The following is an 18,989-nucleotide window of genomic DNA, read 5'->3' as shown; positions in this document are numbered from 1 at the left end:
GAAACATTTTGCAAATCAAAGATCAATTAAAACAGCTTAAACCGTATCAACCTGGGAAACCAATTGAAGAGGTCAAAAAAGAATATCAATTAGACAAAATTGTGAAATTGGCTTCAAATGAAAACCCTTTTGGATGTTCCGTACATGCAAGAGAGGCGATACAGGCCGAGCTCGAACATTTAGCGATTTATCCAGATGGATACAGCGCAAGTTTAAGAACGGAGCTGGCTGAATTTCTTCAAGTAAGTGAAAAACAATTAATTTTCGGGAATGGCTCAGATGAACTTGTGCAAATTATTGCAAGAGCATTCCTTGATCAACATACAAATACCGTCATCCCATCTCCATCTTTTCCGCAATACCGTCACAATGCAGTGATTGAACATGCTGAAATTCGAGAAGTGCCTCTTTTAGACGGAGGAGCTCACGATCTGAAGGGCATGCTGGATGCGATCAATGAAAACACGAAGGTTGTCTGGGTATGTAATCCAAATAACCCGACAGGAAATCATTTGTCAGAATCTGAGCTTGTGGCGTTTTTAGACGAAGTGCCGGCTCACGTGCTTGTTGTACTAGATGAAGCGTATGTTGAATACGTTCGTGCAGAAGATTTTCCAGACAGTTTATCTTTATTACAATCCTATCAAAATGTCATTGTACTTCGAACGTTTTCTAAAGCGTATGGACTTGCAGCACTTCGAGTAGGCTACGGGATTGCATCAGAAGAGCTGATTACTGCCATTGAACCAGCGAGAGAGCCGTTTAATACTAGCCGTATCGCTCAGGCAGCTGCGCGTGCAGCGATAAAAGACCAAGACTTCATTCAATCATGCAGACAGAAAAATGAAGCAGGTCTCAAGCAATACCAAGATTTCGCTGACCGTTTTGGACTATATATCTATCCATCTCAAACAAACTTTGTGCTGATTGATTTTAAACGAGATGCAGATGAATTGTTCAATGCATTATTGAAAAAAGGTTACATTGTTCGTTCCGGTAAAGCACTTGGTTTTCCGACTTCTTTACGTATTACCGTCGGAACAAAAGAGCAAAATGAAGAAATTCTAAGTACACTTGCCGATTTACTGCAAGGCATTCGTGCGTAGCATAACCATAAAGTCATATCCTAATGCAGGATATGGCTTTCATTGTACCAACCTCCTATACATATAAGCTGTTGAAATAGGTTGTTTAATTTTCGTGAAAAATCAGGTGATGAATATGAACGATGCAAACGAAACAATATTAATCGCTGGACTCGGTTTAATCGGTGGGTCCATTGCACTCTCGATTAAAAAAGAGTATCCTCATAAAAAAATTGTAGGATTTGATGTTTCCAAAGAGCAAATGGTTGCTGCAACAAAGCTGGGAATTATTGATGCAACAGCTGATTCGTTTCTAGCGGGTTTAGAAGAATCTTCGACCATTATTTTGGCAACACCTGTCCAGCAAACAGTAAAGATGCTTAGTGATATTGCAGACTCTGGAATTGAAAGAGAGCTCACAATCACTGATGTCGGCAGCACAAAGCAAAAGGTCGTCCATTTTGCTGAAAAAGCGCTGCCTGAGCATTACCAATTTATTGGTGGACATCCAATGGCAGGCTCTCATAAGTCAGGTGTTATTGCAGCAAAAGACTTTTTATTTGAAAATGCGTTCTACATTTTAACGCCTGCAAAGGAAACAAACCGTCAAGCTGTTGATCGGTTGATGGATTTGTTAAAGGGGACAAATGCTCATTTCATCGAGATGACACCAGAAGAACATGATGCTGTGACAAGTGTCATTAGCCATTTTCCTCATATTGTTGCAGCCAGCCTTGTGCATCAAGCGCATCATTTTGAAGAACAATTCCCACTTGTTAAACGGTTTGCTGCTGGAGGCTTTCGTGATATCACACGAATTGCTTCAAGTAATCCTGCAATGTGGCGGGATATCCTGCTGCACAATAAACACAAGATTTTAGACCGTTTTCATGAATGGAAAAAAGAGATTAACCGCATTGAGACCTTCGTACAGCAAGAAGATGCTGAAGGATTGTTCTCTTATTTTCAAGATGCAAAGGAATATCGCGATGGACTTCCTCTAAGGAAAAAAGGAGCTATTCCTTCTTTTTATGATCTGTATGTCGATGTTCCGGATCACCCTGGGGTCATTTCGGAGATTACAGGGCATCTAGCAAGTGAAAACATTAGTATTACAAATATCCGTATTATTGAGACGCGGGAAGACATTAATGGGATTTTACGCATTAGTTTTCAAACAGATGACGACCGCAAGCGTGCAGAAATCTGTATAAAAAATAGAGCGAATTACGATACATTTTATGCTGACTGAGGTGACAAACATGAAAATTCATAAAAATGCTCCTATGAATGGAGAAATTCATATCCCAGGTGATAAATCTATTTCACATAGATCAGTGATGTTTGGTGCAATTGCTGATGGAACCACAGTAGTGAAAAACTTTCTTCCTGGAGCTGATTGTTTAAGTACGATTGATTGCTTTAGAAAGATGGGCGTTGAAATTGAACAAAAAGGGACAGATGTTGTCATTCATGGTAAGGGACTGAAAGAGCTCAAGGAGCCGTCTGACATTCTCGATGTTGGCAACTCTGGTACAACCATTCGATTACTGATGGGAATATTAGCTGGTTGTGAGTTCCACAGTACACTAATTGGTGATGAGAGTATTGCCAAAAGACCAATGAAACGTGTGACGGGTCCGCTTAAACAACTAGGAGCCAAAATAGACGGCAGAGCAAATGGCGAGTATACACCACTATCTATACGTGGCGGTCATTTAAAAGGCATAACTTATGAATCTCCAGTGGCAAGTGCACAAATTAAGTCCGCTGTCCTTTTAGCTGGGCTGCAAGCAGAGGGCACAACGACATTAATTGAACCACATAAATCAAGAGATCATACAGAAAGAATGCTCTCAATGTTTGGTGTAAAACTAGATGAAGATAAACAAAGTGTTTCCATTGAAGGCGGCCAAACATTAACAGCAACAGATATATTTGTTCCTGGGGACATCTCTTCAGCTGCATTTTTCCTTGTAGCTGGATCAATCGTTCCTAATAGCCAGATTGTCTTAAAGAATGTCGGGCTAAACAAAACAAGAACAGGTATTATTGATGTACTGAAACTTATGGGGGCAAATCTTGAGATCAATGAAGTAGATGCCAAAGGCGGAGAACCGTACGGTGATTTAACCATTTCTACTTCATCATTAAAAGGGATTGAAATTTCTGGTGACATGATTTCAAGACTCATCGATGAAATTCCGATTATTGCGCTTCTTGCGACCCAAGCAGAAGGAACAACAATCATTAAAGATGCCGCTGAGTTAAAAGTAAAAGAAACCAATCGAATTGATACAGTCGTATCAGAACTTAAAAAACTCGGTGCTGATATTGAAGCAACAGATGATGGTATGAAGATTCATGGTAAAACTACGCTTCAAGGCGGCGCAGTCGTTTCAAGCTACGGAGATCACCGTATCGGTATGATGCTGGGAATTGCCGCATGTGTGACAAAGCAAGCAATTGAGATTGAAGATACGGAAGCTGTTCGTGTCTCATACCCAAATTTCTTTGAACACATTGAATATTTAACGAAAACAGTCTGAGGATGTCCTCAGGCTTTTTCTTTCCTTCTGCATATTTGTCAGAAATATAGCATAGCTTGTCTCAAGGTGAAACCTTGAAAAAAACATTTTGTCCGATAAAAATAGTGTCTGCAGTTTACAAATCATCAGTTTCGTATAGGATGAAATGAAAAACAGTCTTTAAAACACAAAAATGGGTTCATTTTAAAAGAGCAACATATTTGCTGGATGTGCACCTGTCGATTATGATATGAAGTAACAATAGTTTAGGTTTTTGGAAACAGAAAGGAACGGTTTGATTTGAATAGTTCATTACAAGAAGCCATAAAATTAGTTGAGGCGGGTGAGACTGAAAAAGGACTCCAAACACTTGCTCAAGCAGAGAAGCATTTGCATGATGAAGAAAAGGCGCAAGCGGCTCAATTATATTATGATTGGGGAGATATCGATAAAGCACGGAATCTCATCAGTGATTTACATGATTTATATCCAGAGGAAACAGGTTTAACGTGTTTTTATGCAGAGCTGCTGATTGACTCTGATGAAGAAGAGAAGGCGATTGCAGTATTAGAAACGATTCCTGAAGATGATGATGCGTACCCAGAGAGTTTATTGTTAATGGCAGATTTGTATCAAATGCAAGGACTATTTGAAGTCAGTGAACAAAAGCTTTTAAAAGCGAAAGAACTACTTCCGAATGAAGCTATCATCGATTTTGCATTAGGTGAGTTGTATTTTTCTCAAGGTCTTTCAAAGAAAGCGGCTGATTTTTTCTACAAAGTGGCAGATCAACAGCATGAGGTTGGCGGGGTCAATGTGTATCAGCGGCTTGCTGAATCACTCAGTACAGCTGGAGAATTTGAGGATGCACTTGAATGGTACGAAAAGGCAGTAAAAGATCAAGCAGACCCGAACACTCTTTTTGGCTACGGATTTACAGCGATGAGGGCTGGCAGAACAAAAACAGCCATTCAGCAGCTTACAGAACTGAAAGATATTGATCCATCCTATTCGTCACTTTATATGCCTTTAGCGAAAAGTTATGAGGAAGAAGGACTATATCACGAGGCTTTAGAGGTAGTAAAAGAGGGTATTAAAGTTGATGAGTATAACAAAGAATTATATTTATATGGTGCCAAGATTGATTTGAAAAATGGGGATTCAGAAGATGCGAAAAAACTGCTTCAAGAAGCACTTGCTCTCGATCCGGGTTATATTGAAGCAGTTCAAACATTGCTGGCGATCTATTTAAATGAAGAGCTGTTTGATGAAATTCTAGATGTTATTAAAGAGGTTAAAAGCTTTGGGGAAGATGATCCAAAATGGAATTGGTATGCTGCATCTGCTTCTGTCGGGCGAGAAGAATACAAAGAAGCTGCCGAGTATTTCAAGCTTGCCCTGCCTGATTTTGATGAGGAACGTGACTTTTTATATGAATACGCTTCGTTCCTTTTAGAAGAGGGCAGACAAAAAGAAGCACTGCCGTTATTACGCAAAGTTCTAGAGAAAGATGGCACGAATGAAGAAATTGAAGAAACGATTTTAAGAATTGAAGACGAAATTTCCTTATAGTTTGCAGGAATGAAGAACTGGTTTGTTGAATAATTCATGTATAGCAATTTAATTTACGATAGAGGAGGGAATAACATGCAGACCCCTGTTTCTGTCAATGAAAAGAAGGAATTTATCCGGTGGTTCTTAAACCATTATCAGCTGAAGCGAAGAGAGTGTGTTTGGATATTAAATTATTTAATGAGTCACGACTCTTTGATGGAAAAGGTTCATTTTGTAGAGCAAGCAGAATTTTGCCCAAGGGGAATCATCATGTCAACACACTGTGTGGATGAAGTTCCCTTTAGATTTTATAAAGAAAACATCATGACGACAGATGCTGAAAAGTCATTTCATGATATTCGTTTGAATAAACAGCAGGATTTGTTTATTCAATTGAATTTCCGTTCTGCTTATCGTTCGCCGGAATATGCAGCTGTTCTTGAAACAAATCCCCATATTCCAAAGGATCTTTATGAGAACGAAAAAGATAAGGATCTTGCTGAAAAAGTGCTTGAGCACTCAATCGCAACTTTCCAAAAAGAACGGCTCATGAAAGAGATAGATGAAGCACTCGACCGTCATGATCAAGAAACATTTAATAAGCTGGCAAAAGAATTAAGCCTATTGTCATAAACTGAACGAATAAGCCTTGCCCTATACAGGCAGGGCTTATGTCATGAAAGAGGGGAAATTGATGAAGTTTCAAGCAGAGGACGCAGATCGCTTTTTGCAATCTAAAGCTTACATTGATACCGCTATCATTCCATTAGTTGGGATTAACGCAGATCAAATGAAACAAACCGTGTCTTTAGGAGAGTTTACTATTCTTGTAGCAGAGGAACTTGAAAGACAATTAAAAGGGCGGGTTTTTCTTTTTCCACCACATACATATTTAGAAGTGAGTGACCGGAAACAAGAAGACATATTCACAATGAAGCAGTCGCTCAAAGATCATTTTCAGCATGTCGCACTGATCACATCTGATCACCAGTGGAAAGAGCATGCTGAGATTAGCGAATCGCTATTATTGCTCAAGCCGGTTCCGCTGGAGCATTTGAAGGTTGAATTAAAGCAAAAAGTCATTCAAGACAGTGTAGAACAAATTTTGAACTTTTTGTTACAAAAATGGAACCCTTCATAAAAACCCTTACATTTGCATTGTACATAGCTTTTTAGGATGTTGACCTTGTGAATAGATTGATATATTATGAGGGTGTCCTAGTTTTATGAAATTTTTTCTAATTCAGTTATAAAGTAGCTGACGACCTGAGGGGGGGAGAAAAAAATGAGCGAGAAGAGACATGGAGTGTCCAGGCGTCAATTTTTGAATTACACGTTGACCGGCGTGGGGGGATTTATGGCCGCTGGAATGCTCATGCCTATGGTTCGCTTTGCGCTTGACCCTGTGCTAAAAGGAACAGAGGATCAGGATATGGTTCAAGTTGTCAGTGTAGATGAACTGACAAAGGAACCGAAGCGCTTTGACTTTAAAATTGATCAAGTAGATGCATGGTATGAGTCAAAGGAATCTAGGTCAGCATGGGTGTACAAAGAAGGGGATGAAATTGTCGCTTTATCGCCAATCTGTAAACATTTAGGATGTACAGTGAACTGGAACAGTGATCCGAAAAATCCAAACAAATTTTTCTGCCCGTGCCATTATGGGCTGTACGACAAGGATGGTACAAACGTACCCGGAACTCCACCGCTTGCACCGCTTGACCATTATAAGCAGCAAGTGAAGGACGGATACCTCTATCTTGGAAAAGCTGTGCCGAAAGGGGAAGGGTAACGATGCTTAACAAGATTTACGATTGGGTAGATGAGCGGCTAGACATTACACCGATATGGAGAGATATTGCGGATCACGAGGTGCCAGAGCACGTCAATCCAGCACATCATTTCTCCGCTTTTGTGTATTGTTTTGGCGGTTTAACGTTTTTTGTGACAGTCATACAAGTCCTGTCGGGCATGTTTTTAACGATGTATTACGTGCCGGATATTAAAAATGCCTGGGAATCTGTCTATTATTTGCAAAATGAAGTGGCATTTGGCCAGATTGTCAGAGGGATGCATCACTGGGGTGCGAGTTTAGTCATTGTGATGATGTTTTTACATACGCTAAGGGTCTTTTTCCAAGGGGCGTATAAAAAGCCTAGAGAGCTGAACTGGATTGTTGGTGTGCTCATTTTCTTTGTGATGCTTGGACTTGGTTTTACAGGTTATCTTTTACCATGGGATATGAAGGCGCTGTTTGCGACGAAGGTTGGTCTTCAAATAGCAGAAGCAACACCTTTCATTGGTAAAGAGATCAAAACGCTGCTTGCAGGTCATCCTGACATTGTAGGGGCACAAACGCTGACGAGATTCTTCGCTATCCACGTCTTTTTCTTGCCAGCGGCATTATTTGGGCTGATGGCTGCCCACTTTATTATGATTCGTAAGCAAGGAATTTCTGGACCGCTATAAAATGTTGCGTTTGATGAATGTTCAATGAGGAGGGGATGACTTTGCATAGGGGAAAAGGGATGAAGTTTGTCGGAGATTCCAGAATACCGGCAGAAAGAAAACCTAACATACCTAAAGACTATTCCGAATATCCGGGAAAAACAGAAGCCTTTTGGCCGAACTTTCTTTTAAAGGAATGGCTTGTAGGTGCCGTTTTTTTAATTGGATTTCTTGTCCTAACTGTTGTTCATGCGCCTCCGCTTGAGCGGATGGCCGATCCAACAGATACTGGCTATATTCCGCTGCCAGACTGGTATTTCCTATTTTTGTACCAGTTATTAAAATATGAATTTGCTGCAGGTAGCTTCACTGTCGTTGGCGCGATGATTATGCCTGGAATCGCGTTTGGTGCACTTTTGCTCGCACCATTTCTTGATTCAGGTCCAGAACGCAGACCGTATAGAAGACCAATTGCAGTCGGGATGATGATCCTTGCAGTCGGCGCAGCAACATATTTAACGTGGGAGTCTGTTGCAACCCATGATTGGGAAGCAGCGGCAAAACAAGGTGAGATTAAGAAAGAAGCAGAGATTGATACTTCAGCTGAAGAGTATAAAATTTATCAAGAGCAGACATGTATCTCCTGTCACGGGGATAACATGCAGGGCGGAGCAGCCGGACCGTCACTCGTTGACAACGGTCTTTCGCCTGAGGAGATCGCTAAAATCGCTGTAGAAGGAAAAGGCAACATGCCTAAGGGTGTCTTTAAAGGCAGTGATGAAGAACTCGAGAAGCTCTCTAAATATTTATCTGAGGTCAAATCAAAATAATTCAGTTGTTTAAATGCAAGTACAAGGATATACTCAAAAGAGAAAAAGCTGGCGCTGTCAGCTTTTTTCTGATTTTAACAGATCGTGAGTGAAGAGACATATGAGATGGATTCAATATTTGCTAGCGACGCGCTACCTGCTTGTGCTGGTGCTTATGATCAATTTCCTTGGCACTGTGTACGGATACTATTGGTATATTCCGCAGCTCGTAGAGACGCCGGCTGTCTTTTTAGCTTTTGTACCAGACAGTCCAACGGCCAGCTTTTTCTTTTTATTTGTATTACTTGCGTTTTTGATGAAACGAAATGCTCCTTATTTTGAAGCACTTGCTCTTGTGACCTTGATTAAATATGGGTTATGGGCGGTAGGAATGAATATCTTTGTGCTTTTATCTGTTGATGATTTTCCGTGGGAAGGCTACATGCTGATTGGGTCTCACTTTGCGATGGCGGTTCAGGCTGTATTGTTTGCGCCGTATTATCGTTTTCAAATGCGTCATCTCGTGGTAGCGGGAATTTGGATTTTACATAACGATGTGATTGATTATGTATTTGGTATGATGCCGCGTTATTCTATGCTGTCTGCCTATTCAAACGAGATCGGCTATGCGACGTTTTGGTTAAGTATCGCGGTTCTTCTTGTTTCGTATTATCTCGTTCTATCGAAAAAATCGGTCAAGCTGGAACTCCCTTAACAATGTTGGTCTAACCTTGTCCTTTTCTTCATACGCTGTAAGGAGAAGGGCTAGGAGGGACTTGCATGAAACGAAAGCCAATCGCGATGATTCTATTATTTTTTCTCGTATTACATCCGGCTGTTGCCAAAGGTGAGGAAACAGCTGCTAACACGCTGCAAGAATTAACGGAACTATCAGATTCCATCTTTCAATTAACGAGACAAGCTAAATATGATGAGGCATTACAAGTCGCATTGTATGTTGAAAAGACATTTAAAGCTGAGAATTGGCGTGGAACTTTGACGAATACGCAGATTCGGCAAATTACACTTGGCTATCAAGATATGATAAAAGGGCTGCCGCAGGAAGAATTGAATGAGCGCGAAAAGCTTCGTTATGCTTCTCAATTTAGAATGCTGCTTGATGCGATCCAGTCGGATTCTGAGCCTCTTTGGGGTTCGCTCGAGAAGCCCATTATGGGGTCTTTTCCTACTTTGAAAAAAGAAGTGAAAGATCCAGAATCGACGACATTTTATGAAACTTGGAATGAGCTGGTTTCTTTATACGATATGATCTATCCGAGCTTAACCATTGATATTTCGCCTGAAAAGCTCCAGACGATTAAGCAGCATATGGAAGTGATTGAGCAAGGTGAATTTTTAAAAGCATCAAGTGGGACAAAGCTTGAACGTCTCACGAAGCTGGAAGAGGATTTATCGAGTGTGTTTGCTCACGTCGATGAAGATGAAGCTGATCCATCCCTTTTATGGGTCATCTTAACAACTGGGAGTATCATTTTACTAACGTTAACGTATGTTGGATTTCGGAAATATCGTGCTGAAAAAGAAAAGAAGCAAAAACGTCAGGCTGATTATCCTAAATCATAAAAAAAGAAGCCCAAAACTGGTGCTTCTTTTTTAATGTGGATTGAGCGGCTTTTTGTGTTCATCTAATGTAAAGCCTTCACCGAGTACATCATGCACGTCACTGACTGATACGAACGCATGAGGATCGACTGAGGTTACGACGCTTTTGAGGTGGACAAGCTCGTTTTTCGGAACGACGCAATAAAGGACGTTGCGCTCCTGCTTCGTATAGGAACCGACCCCTTTTAAGATGGTGACACCGCGCTCCATTTCATCCGTGATTTTCTTTTGAATGATGTCATCTTTTTCAGAGATAATCATGGCGCCTTTGGCAGCGTAAGCGCCTTCTTGCATGAAGTCAATGACCTTCGCAGCAACAAATACTGCGACAAGTGTATACATCGCTTCTTTATAGTTTAAGTAGGTAAGAGAAATGGTAATGACGCATGCGTCGAAGATGAACATTGTTCGTCCCATGGCCACCTGATAATGCTTGTTGATCAGCCTTGCAATGATGTCTACACCGCCTGTTGTACCGCCGAATTTAAAGATGATCCCGAGGCCTGTTCCGATAAACACACCTGCAAAGAGGGCGGCTAAGGCTAAATCGTGCTGGAGAGGCATATGTATTTGAAAGCGCTGGAAGATGGCAAGAAAGACAGAAAGACTGACTGTGCCTACAATTGTATAAGTAAACATCGTTCTGCCGAGCATTTTCCAGCCAATAAAAAAGATCGGAATGTTTAAGACAAGGTTTGAAATAGATGGGTCAATGTGAAATAGAAAATATAAAAGCAGTGTAATACCTGTAAATCCGCCTTCCGCCAAATTGTTCTGCATATTAAAATGAACAAGACCGAAAGAAAAAATCGCAGATCCTATTAAAATAAATACGATATTTTTAAGACGAATTTCTTTTAGCAAGAGATCACTCCTTTTTTTGCTTAGACAGCGATAATATTATATGGTATGGGAGAGAAACAAGCAAACTGAGTCTTAAACATTTGTCAAATATTTATGATTTCGCTAACATGTAAGAGATGGATAGGAGGATGAGCTTCATGACGAAAGAAAAAACGCTGCGTCACGTGCAGCAAGAAGTAGATGATTACATAGGACAATTTAAAGAAGGCTATTTCAGCCCGCTTGCCATGATGGCCCGTCTGACAGAAGAATTGGGAGAGCTGGCAAGAGAGGTTAACCATTACTATGGAGAAAAGCCGAAAAAAACAACGGAAACAGAAAAAAGTATGGAAGAAGAAATAGGCGATGTATTGTTTGTGTTAACATGCCTCGCTAATTCACTTGATATTTCACTAGAAGAAGCACATGACCGTGTGATGCATAAATTCAACACAAGAGATAAAGACCGCTGGACGAAAAAAGAAGGGAAGTAGAGACGATGACGAACGAAACCATCAAAGTAGTAATCGCTGGAGCAAGAGGAAGAATGGGGATAGAAGCTGTGAAGCTGGCGGAAGAAACAGGCCATTTTCAGCTGGTGGCCGCACTTGATCACGTGCATGAAGGAAAAAAATTATCTGATGTGATCCATACGACCTCTCATGCGCCAATTTATACGGATATTGATGTGTGTCTTTCAGAAACAGCACCAGATGTATTAATTGATCTGACGACACCAGAAATCGGGAAAGTACATACAAAAAAAGCACTTGAACATGGCGTGCGTCCAGTCGTAGGCACAACTGGATTTTCAGAAGATGACCTAAAAGAGCTTCAGCAATTAACAGAAGAAAAGGGCATAGGCTGTATTATTGCGCCAAACTTTGCTGTCGGTGCAGTCTTAATGATGAAATTTGCCAAAATGGCCGCGAATTATTTTCCTGACGTTGAAATCATTGAGCTTCACCATGATAAAAAACTAGATGCCCCAAGCGGTACGGGCTTAAAAACGGCTGAAATGATTGCAGAAGTAAGAGAAAGCAAAAAGCAGGGACATCCAGAAGAGAAAGAATTGATCGAAGGGGCACGAGGAGCAGATTATGATGGTATCCGTCTTCACAGCGTGAGACTTCCTGGTATGATTGCACATCAAGAAGTGCTGTTTGGAATGGACGGACAGACGCTCACCATTCGTCATGATTCTTATAACCGTGCATCCTTTATGTCAGGCGTGAAGCTTTCTGTGGAACAGGTCATGCACATTGATCAGCTCGTCTATGGTTTAGAAAATATCATCGACTAATAAGGAGTGGATTCCTGATGAACATTGCTTTAATCGCTCACGATAAGAAAAAAAGTGACATGATACAGTTTGCCACCGCGTACCGTGATATTTTGGCAGATCATACACTTTACGCAACAGGGACAACAGGTTTGAGAGTGAAAGAAGCGACGGGGCTTCCCATTCATCGTTTCCAGTCAGGACCACTTGGGGGAGATCAGCAGATCGGTGCTTTAATTGCTGATAATGCAATGGATCTTGTGCTCTTTTTTAGAGACCCACTAACTGCGCAGCCGCATGAACCGGATGTATCTGCACTCATCCGGCTTTGCGATGTGTATACCATTCCATTAGCCACCAATATGGGAACCGCTGAAATTTTAGTCAGGAATTTAAATAAAGGTACGTTTGATTTTCGAGATGTAGCAAAAAACGGAGGAACAAATGAAACGACTTGATATCCTTGCATTCGGTGCCCATAGCGATGATGTAGAGATCGGAATGGGCGGAACGATTGCAAAATACGTGAAAAAAGGGGCGCGCGTCGGAATTTGCGACTTGACCCAGGCCGAATTATCTTCAAATGGAACGGTAGAGAGCCGCAAAGAAGAAGCAAAAGCCGCCGCCGCTATTTTAGGTGTCAGAGCGAGAATCCAGCTTACACTGCCAGATAGAGGGCTGTATCTAAATGACGAAGCGATGAAGGAAATTGCGGGCGTGATTCGAACTTACAAACCGAAACTGATTTTCGCTCCGTACCACCAAGATCGGCATCCAGATCATGGCCATGCGGGCTCACTTGTAGAAGAGGCCGCTTTTTCTGCAGGCATACATAAATTTGAAGATTCATACAAGCAGCCAGCGCATAAAATAAGCCAAATGTATTATTACATGATTAATGGGCACCATCGTCCAGATTTTGTGATCGATATTTCTGAGGAAATGCACCAAAAAATTGATAGTTTGCATGCGTATAAAAGTCAATTTGTTAAATCGGCAAATTCAGTAGAAACACCTCTTGTGAACGGTTATATTGATTTTGTCAAAATGAGAGAGTCTATGTATGGAAGAGAAGTCAACAAAGCTTATGCAGAAGGGTTTATCACAAAGAAACCACTTTTGATGGACGATGACTTACTTGGGGGGTAATTATGAAAAAACTGAAGGTCGGAATTACATGTTATCCAAGTGTCGGCGGATCGGGCATTATAGCCACGGAGCTTGGAAAACGTTTAGCTGAAAAAGGGCACGATGTTCATTTCATTACCTCTAGCATTCCGTTTAGGCTTAATAAAGTATATCCGAATATTTATTTTCATGAGGTGGATGTGAATCAATATGCTGTTTTTCAATATCCACCTTATGACCTTGCGCTGGCAAGTAAATTGGCAGAAGTCGCAAAACGAGAAAAGCTTGATATTATTCATGCGCATTATGCAGTCCCGCACGCTGTCTGTGCGTTTCTAGCCAAACAAATGACTGGACACTCTGTGAAAGTCGTTACGACGCTTCACGGAACGGATATTACGGTTTTAGGCTATGATCCATCATTAAAGGAAGTCATTCGGTTCGCCATCGAATCATCGGATCGTGTGACGGCGGTGTCGCATTCATTAGCTGCGCAGACGTACGATCTCATCAAACCAGATAAAAAGATTGATACGATTCATAATTTTGTTGATGAACGGGTGTATTTGCGTGAAGATCACGATTTGCTAAAGACACATTATGGTCTTTTACCGAACGAAAAGGTTATCATCCATGTATCAAACTTTCGAAAAGTGAAACGGGTGCATGATGTGATTCATGTGTTTCAAAAGATTTCTGAACAGGTGCAGGCAAAGCTGTTGCTCATTGGTGATGGTCCTGAAAAATCGGTCGTATGCGAACTTGTGAAAAAACTGGGACTGACAGACCGCGTGTTGTTTTTAGGCAAGCAAGAGAAGGTTGAGGAGCTTTATTCAATAAGTGATTTGAAGCTGCTTCTTTCAGAGAAGGAGAGCTTTGGGCTTGTGCTTCTTGAAGCAATGGCGTGCGGTGTCCCTTGTATCGGAACGGATGTCGGAGGTATTCCAGAGGTCATTACACATGGAGAAACAGGGTTTCTTGTCCCGCTCGGCGATATAGACGGAGCAGCAAAGCACGCAGTGTCTCTGCTAAAAGACGAAGCGCTTCATGAAAAAGTGTCAGCGGCAGCTCAGTCTAGTGTTCAGGCTCATTTCTCCTCTGAAAAGATTGTGAGTGAATATGAAAAGCTTTACCTAGAATTGATCGAAGGTGATGTTGAAGATGAATGAACCATTCACACATGCGATCCCTATATTACATACACTGCACGAACATGGGCATCAGGCTTACTTTGTCGGCGGAGCGGTGAGAGATGTTCTATTAGGACGAGAAATCGGCGATATCGATATTGCGACAGATGCAACACCTGATAAGGTTGAGTCCTTATTTGAAAAAACAGTAGATGTCGGTAAGGAGCATGGCACTGTCATTGTGTTACATGAGGGTGTCAGCTATGAGGTCACGACATTTCGAACGGAATCAGAATATGAAGATTTTCGCAGACCGAAAGAAGTGGCGTTTATCAAGTCGCTTAAGGAAGATCTTTTAAGAAGAGATTTAACGATTAATGCGATGGCTATGGATATAAACGGGGAAATCATTGATCATGTAGGTGGTAAACAGGATATTAAGCGGAAACGAATTCAAACCGTCGGAGATCCTGCGTGCCGCTTTCAAGAAGATGCGCTTCGTATGATGAGAGCTGTCCGTTTTTTAAGCCAGCTTGGCTTTGAGCTCGCTGATGAGACGGCTAAAGCTATGAAAAAAGATAAACATCTGCTTGCCAACATATCGGTTGAGCGCAAAAAGATTGAAATGGAAAAGCTTTTAAAAGGCCGTCATTGTGAGCAGGCCATTCAAGTGCTCATCTCAACTAGGTTATATGAAGAATTACCAGGTCTCAAAGAGGATCGTCTTCACGAATCCTTTCAATCCTTTCCATATTACTTACTGGATGGACTAGAAGAAGTATGGGGGGCTTGTATCCATTTGCTTGGCCTAGATGAAGCGGAGGCTGCGGTCTTCTTAAAAGAATGGAAGCTGTCAACGAAGCTTTTGAAAGACGCAATAGCTATTAGTAAATACGTTGATTGTGACTGGGATGCGGAAAACATGTTTGAAGCTGGTGAACACGTGCTCTTATCTAGTTTGAAGATCACGCAGCTAAAACATGAACGCCGCATTTTCTTTGATGAGCTGGAGGCAGCGAAGCGTTCTTATGATGCACTGCCGATTAAAAAGCTCCAAGACCTCGCTGTTTCAGGAAAAGATTTAATGGCCTTTCGGCAAAAGACGTCTGGGAAATGGATTGCAGAAGAGCTTCATTTTGTGAAAAAAGCTGTTTTGCAAAACCGTTTAGAAAACCGAAAAGAAGCCATAGAGGAGTGGCTTAAAGCATGCGATCCGCAATTAGAAAACGATTAATTGAACTATTTACAGCATCCAGCCAGGATTTTGTTTCAAGTCAGCAAATTTGTGATGAGCTTGGCTGCTCCCGAACGGCTGTATGGAAGCATATGGAGGATTTGCGAAAAGAGGGGTATGAGGTAGAAGCGGTCAGAAGAAAAGGATACCGTCTGCTTCGTAAACCGGACAAAATTAGTGAGGACGAAATTCTGTTTGGTCTTGAAACAGAGAATTTCGGCAGGCATATTTACTTTCAGAAAGAAGTCGCTTCAACTCAGCTGATTGCCCATGATCTTGTAAATGAAGGTGCGCCCCACGGCACGATCGTTGTCAGCGATCACCAGACAGACGGAAAAGGACGCCTTCAAAGAACGTGGCATTCACCCAATGGGACAGGCATTTGGATGAGTCTCATTCTCCGGCCTGAGATCCCGCTCTATAAAGCGCCGCAAATGACGCTTTTGGCATCTGTAGCCATCGCAGAAGCGATTGCGCAGCAAACAGGACTCACTCCATCTATTAAATGGCCAAACGATATTTTGTTGAATGGGAAAAAGGTCGTTGGCATTCTGACTGAATTAAAAGCAGAAGCTGACCAGGTTCATGCGGTCATTATTGGACCGGGCATTAATGTGAACCAAACAGCTGATGACTTCCCGGATGAACTAAAGGATGTCGCCACAAGTCTGCGAATGGAACTGAATGAAAAAGTGGATCGGGCTGCACTCATACAACAGATCATGTCCACCTTTGAAAAAAGATATGATGATTATATGCAGCAAGGATTTGCACCAATTAAACAACTATGGGAATCGTTTGCGATGACGATCGGTCAACATATTGTTGCCCGCACCGTCAATGGGCAATATTCGGGGAAGGCGCTTGGAATCAATGAAGAAGGTGTTTTATTGCTTGAAACGGAGGACGGTATCCAAAAAATCTACTCCGCAGACATTGAGATCAAGTCAACTTGAGTGGAACACCCGGCACATTTTTGATATACTTCGTGTGGGCAGTATCTGCAAAGAACTGTACCTGTTAGGAAGAAAAATTTGATAAATTTCTGCCTTGATCCTAAGGGACTTGGACAGAGGGATGATTCGCCGCACATGAGAAATTAAAGCATGTGATGTGAGGCAAGCCATTTCCTCTCCAGAATGAGGAGGAACAAATGAAGACAAAGCTAGATTTTTTCAAAATGAAAGAACAAAATGAACCTATTGTGATGCTGACCGCATACGACTATCCAGCTGCAAAGCAAGCGGAAAAAGCGGAAGTCGACATGATCTTAGTTGGTGATTCACTTGGGATGGTTGTACTTGGATTAGATTCCACAGTTCAAGTCACGATGGATGATATGATCCATCACACAAAAGCAGTGAAAAGAGGCGCAAAAGACACATTTGTTGTGACTGATATGCCATTTATGTCTTACCATTATTCGTTAGAAGAAACAATGAAAAATGCAGCACGCATCATGCAAGAAAGCGGTGCCGATGCCTTAAAGCTAGAAGGCGGAGATGGAGTATTTGAATCCATTCAAGCTCTAACAAGAGGCGGCATTCCTGTCGTCAGTCATTTAGGCCTCACACCTCAATCTGTTGGTGTACTTGGCGGGTATAAGGTGCAAGGAAAAGACCACGAAAGTGCTCAAAAATTGATTGAAGACAGCTTGAAATGTGAGGAAGCTGGTGCAATCGCACTTGTGCTGGAATGCGTACCTGGCGAACTGACAAAACGAATTACCGATATGCTGAAGATTCCTGTGATCGGAATTGGTGCAGGAGCTGAGGCAGACGGACAAGTTCTCGTTTACCATGATGTGGTTGGATACGGGGTGTCTAGAACACCTAAGTTTGTGAAACAATACGCGCAAATTGATACTGTTTTAGAAGAAGCGCTCATTCAATATACAAAAGAAGTAAAAGCACGCACATTTCCAGAGGACATGCACACGTTTCATATCAAAGAAGAAGTCCTTGATGGCTTATATGGGGGAATCAAAAAATGAACGTTGTCACCCATATTCACGAGCTAAAAGAATTAATCAAGCAGCATCAAGAAAAGCAGCATTCCATCGGTTTTGTTCCGACGATGGGCTTTCTTCATGAAGGACATCTGACGCTTGCGAAGGAGGCAAGAGGACAAAATGACATTGTCGTGATGAGTATTTTTGTCAATCCTTTGCAATTTGGACCAAATGAAGACTTTGAATCCTATCCAAGGGATATGGAAAGAGACCAGCGTCTTGCAGAAGCAGCAGGAGTGGACATTTTATTTACACCTGATGTGAAGGAAATGTACCAAAACGAACCATCTATTACGATGACGGTTCAAAAGCGGACGGATGTGTTATGCGGAAAAAAACGTCCAGGACATTTTGACGGCGTTGTCACTGTGCTTACAAAGCTGTTTCATCTTGTGTCACCAACAAATGTCTACTTTGGTCTAAAGGATGCACAGCAAGTCGCTGTGATTGACGCGATGATCAAGGATTTCTTCTTTGATCTTCACCTTGTATCTGTACCAACAGTCAGAGAAGAAGACGGTTTAGCGAAAAGCTCAAGGAATGTGTACTTGTCAGAAAAAGAAAGACAAGAAGCACCTGCTTTATACCGCGCTTTAACAAAAGGACGGTCAGCTGTTGAAAAAGGTGAACGTGATGTCAGCCGTGTGTATCAGCTGATTGAAGAGGAACTTGTTCAGACGAGCGGGGAAATTGATTATATTGAGATCTACTCATATCCAGAACTTGAGCCGCTTGAGCAGTTAGCAGGTCAAGTCATTATGGCAATTGCGGTGAAATTTTCACGGGCAAGACTGATTGATAATGTGATTTTCCATGTTCCTGAAAGCGGTGAAAAACATGTATAGAACCTTTATGACATCTAAGCTTCATAAAGCGACGGTAACAGAAGCAAACTTACATTATGTAGGAAGTATTACAATTGACGAAGATTTACTTGATGCGGCAGGTATGATGGCAAATGAGAAAGTACAAATTGTCAATAATCATAATGGCGCGAGACTTGAAACATATATTATTCCTGGCGAAAGAAAGAGCGGTGTCATTTGTCTAAATGGGGCGGCGGCGAGATTGGTTCAGCCAGGGGATGAAGTCATTATTATCGCTTATGGGATGCTGTCAGAAGAAGAAGCAAAGACACATACACCAAAAGTGGTCGTGTTAAATAAACAAAATCAAATTGAGCAAATGATTGGGCAAGAGCCTGCGAGAACGATTTTATAACGCAAGCTCCGTAGAAACAGAACAGTTTCAGGAAGAGAAGCTGTTCTGTTTCATCTATTTTGTCCAGAGCGTGTTTCACTTCAGGGTGAAACG

General features: G+C 41.7%; 22 protein-coding genes. 21 read left to right on the top strand and 1 reads right to left on the bottom strand.

What is annotated here, in order from left to right; genetic code table 11:
• The first annotated feature begins 8 nt into the window (after positions 1 to 8).
• The 11 genes from hisC to ypjB all read left to right on the top strand — a co-directional run bounded on the left by hisC (position 9) and on the right by ypjB (position 10,008).
• Complete coding sequence (hisC, locus tag NST59_RS10240) at positions 9 to 1,106, top strand: histidinol-phosphate transaminase (protein WP_144490275.1); 1,098 nt, start codon at positions 9 to 11, stop codon at positions 1,104 to 1,106.
• Between the two features lie 115 nt (positions 1,107 to 1,221).
• Complete coding sequence (locus tag NST59_RS10235; RefSeq protein ID WP_144490274.1) at positions 1,222 to 2,337, top strand: prephenate dehydrogenase; 1,116 nt, start codon at positions 1,222 to 1,224, stop codon at positions 2,335 to 2,337.
• 10 nt (positions 2,338 to 2,347) lie between these two features.
• Entirely contained in the window at positions 2,348 to 3,634 is a 1,287-nt protein-coding gene (gene aroA, locus NST59_RS10230) for a 3-phosphoshikimate 1-carboxyvinyltransferase (protein ID WP_144490273.1), read from the top strand.
• A gap of 279 nt (positions 3,635 to 3,913) precedes the next feature.
• The gene (locus tag NST59_RS10225; protein WP_039179527.1) at positions 3,914 to 5,185 is read left to right on the top strand and encodes a tetratricopeptide repeat protein; all 1,272 of its coding nucleotides are present in this window, start codon (positions 3,914 to 3,916) and stop codon (positions 5,183 to 5,185) included.
• A gap of 75 nt (positions 5,186 to 5,260) precedes the next feature.
• Positions 5,261 to 5,800, top strand: coding sequence for a ReoY family proteolytic degradation factor (locus NST59_RS10220; protein ID WP_008344562.1), 540 nt, complete (start codon positions 5,261 to 5,263; stop codon positions 5,798 to 5,800).
• Positions 5,801 to 5,861: 61 nt separating this feature from the next.
• A complete protein-coding gene (locus NST59_RS10215; protein WP_144490272.1) occupies positions 5,862 to 6,308 on the top strand; it encodes a YpiF family protein in 447 nt (148 codons plus the stop codon).
• A 144-nt stretch (positions 6,309 to 6,452) separates the two neighbouring features.
• Positions 6,453 to 6,959 (top strand): ubiquinol-cytochrome c reductase iron-sulfur subunit, encoded by a 507-nt coding sequence (locus tag NST59_RS10210; protein WP_007500911.1) that lies wholly within the window; start codon positions 6,453 to 6,455, stop codon positions 6,957 to 6,959.
• A 2-nt stretch (positions 6,960 to 6,961) separates the two neighbouring features.
• Positions 6,962 to 7,636 (top strand): menaquinol-cytochrome c reductase cytochrome b subunit, encoded by a 675-nt coding sequence (qcrB, locus tag NST59_RS10205; protein WP_003215804.1) that lies wholly within the window; start codon positions 6,962 to 6,964, stop codon positions 7,634 to 7,636.
• 41 nt (positions 7,637 to 7,677) lie between these two features.
• On the top strand, positions 7,678 to 8,445 hold the full coding sequence (locus NST59_RS10200; RefSeq protein ID WP_039179522.1) for a menaquinol-cytochrome c reductase cytochrome b/c subunit: 768 nt from the start codon (positions 7,678 to 7,680) through the stop codon (positions 8,443 to 8,445).
• 100 nt (positions 8,446 to 8,545) lie between these two features.
• Complete coding sequence (locus tag NST59_RS10195) at positions 8,546 to 9,139, top strand: DUF1405 domain-containing protein (protein WP_039179519.1); 594 nt, start codon at positions 8,546 to 8,548, stop codon at positions 9,137 to 9,139.
• 65 nt (positions 9,140 to 9,204) lie between these two features.
• Positions 9,205 to 10,008, top strand: a complete 804-nt coding sequence (gene ypjB, locus NST59_RS10190) for a sporulation protein YpjB (protein WP_034280441.1) — start codon at positions 9,205 to 9,207, stop codon at positions 10,006 to 10,008.
• Between the two features lie 30 nt (positions 10,009 to 10,038).
• Here ypjB and NST59_RS10185 read toward each other — a convergent pair whose 3' ends face one another.
• Entirely contained in the window at positions 10,039 to 10,911 is an 873-nt protein-coding gene (locus NST59_RS10185) for a YitT family protein (protein ID WP_024422789.1), read from the bottom strand.
• A 137-nt stretch (positions 10,912 to 11,048) separates the two neighbouring features.
• On the opposite strand from NST59_RS10185, the gene NST59_RS10180 reads away from it, so the two are divergent.
• The 10 genes from NST59_RS10180 (at position 11,049) to panD (ending at position 18,896) form a co-directional block, all read left to right on the top strand.
• Complete coding sequence (locus NST59_RS10180) at positions 11,049 to 11,384, top strand: nucleotide pyrophosphohydrolase (RefSeq protein WP_024422788.1); 336 nt, start codon at positions 11,049 to 11,051, stop codon at positions 11,382 to 11,384.
• A 5-nt stretch (positions 11,385 to 11,389) separates the two neighbouring features.
• Positions 11,390 to 12,193 carry a 4-hydroxy-tetrahydrodipicolinate reductase gene (gene dapB / locus NST59_RS10175; RefSeq protein ID WP_039179514.1) on the top strand — a complete coding sequence of 268 codons (804 nt, stop codon included), beginning with the start codon at positions 11,390 to 11,392 and terminating at the stop codon, positions 12,191 to 12,193.
• 17 nt (positions 12,194 to 12,210) lie between these two features.
• On the top strand, positions 12,211 to 12,630 hold the full coding sequence (gene mgsA / locus NST59_RS10170) for a methylglyoxal synthase (protein ID WP_034280445.1): 420 nt from the start codon (positions 12,211 to 12,213) through the stop codon (positions 12,628 to 12,630).
• Positions 12,617 to 13,321, top strand: a complete 705-nt coding sequence (bshB1, locus tag NST59_RS10165) for a bacillithiol biosynthesis deacetylase BshB1 (protein ID WP_144490271.1) — start codon at positions 12,617 to 12,619, stop codon at positions 13,319 to 13,321. The genes mgsA and bshB1 overlap by 14 nt, the downstream gene beginning before the upstream one ends.
• A 2-nt stretch (positions 13,322 to 13,323) precedes the next feature.
• Positions 13,324 to 14,469, top strand: a complete 1,146-nt coding sequence (gene bshA / locus NST59_RS10160) for an N-acetyl-alpha-D-glucosaminyl L-malate synthase BshA (RefSeq protein ID WP_039179506.1) — start codon at positions 13,324 to 13,326, stop codon at positions 14,467 to 14,469.
• Positions 14,462 to 15,664, top strand: a complete 1,203-nt coding sequence (locus tag NST59_RS10155) for a CCA tRNA nucleotidyltransferase (protein WP_144490270.1) — start codon at positions 14,462 to 14,464, stop codon at positions 15,662 to 15,664. Before bshA ends, NST59_RS10155 begins: the two co-directional genes overlap by 8 nt.
• A complete protein-coding gene (locus NST59_RS10150) occupies positions 15,637 to 16,620 on the top strand; it encodes a biotin--[acetyl-CoA-carboxylase] ligase (RefSeq protein ID WP_144490269.1) in 984 nt (327 codons plus the stop codon). Before NST59_RS10155 ends, NST59_RS10150 begins: the two co-directional genes overlap by 28 nt.
• Before the next feature lie 197 nt (positions 16,621 to 16,817).
• On the top strand, positions 16,818 to 17,657 hold the full coding sequence (gene panB, locus NST59_RS10145; protein ID WP_024422781.1) for a 3-methyl-2-oxobutanoate hydroxymethyltransferase: 840 nt from the start codon (positions 16,818 to 16,820) through the stop codon (positions 17,655 to 17,657).
• Positions 17,654 to 18,520, top strand: coding sequence for a pantoate--beta-alanine ligase (gene panC, locus NST59_RS10140; RefSeq protein WP_106025043.1), 867 nt, complete (start codon positions 17,654 to 17,656; stop codon positions 18,518 to 18,520). The genes panB and panC overlap by 4 nt, the downstream gene beginning before the upstream one ends.
• Positions 18,513 to 18,896, top strand: coding sequence for an aspartate 1-decarboxylase (gene panD, locus NST59_RS10135; protein ID WP_024422780.1), 384 nt, complete (start codon positions 18,513 to 18,515; stop codon positions 18,894 to 18,896). Before panC ends, panD begins: the two co-directional genes overlap by 8 nt.
• The last annotated feature ends 93 nt before the right edge of the window (positions 18,897 to 18,989 follow it).

Origin of the sequence: Bacillus sp. FSL R5-0439 (assembly GCF_038008805.1) — a bacterium.
Lineage (GTDB): Bacteria > Bacillota > Bacilli > Bacillales > Bacillaceae > Bacillus > Bacillus safensis.
This window is presented reverse-complemented; position numbering and strand designations above follow the sequence as displayed.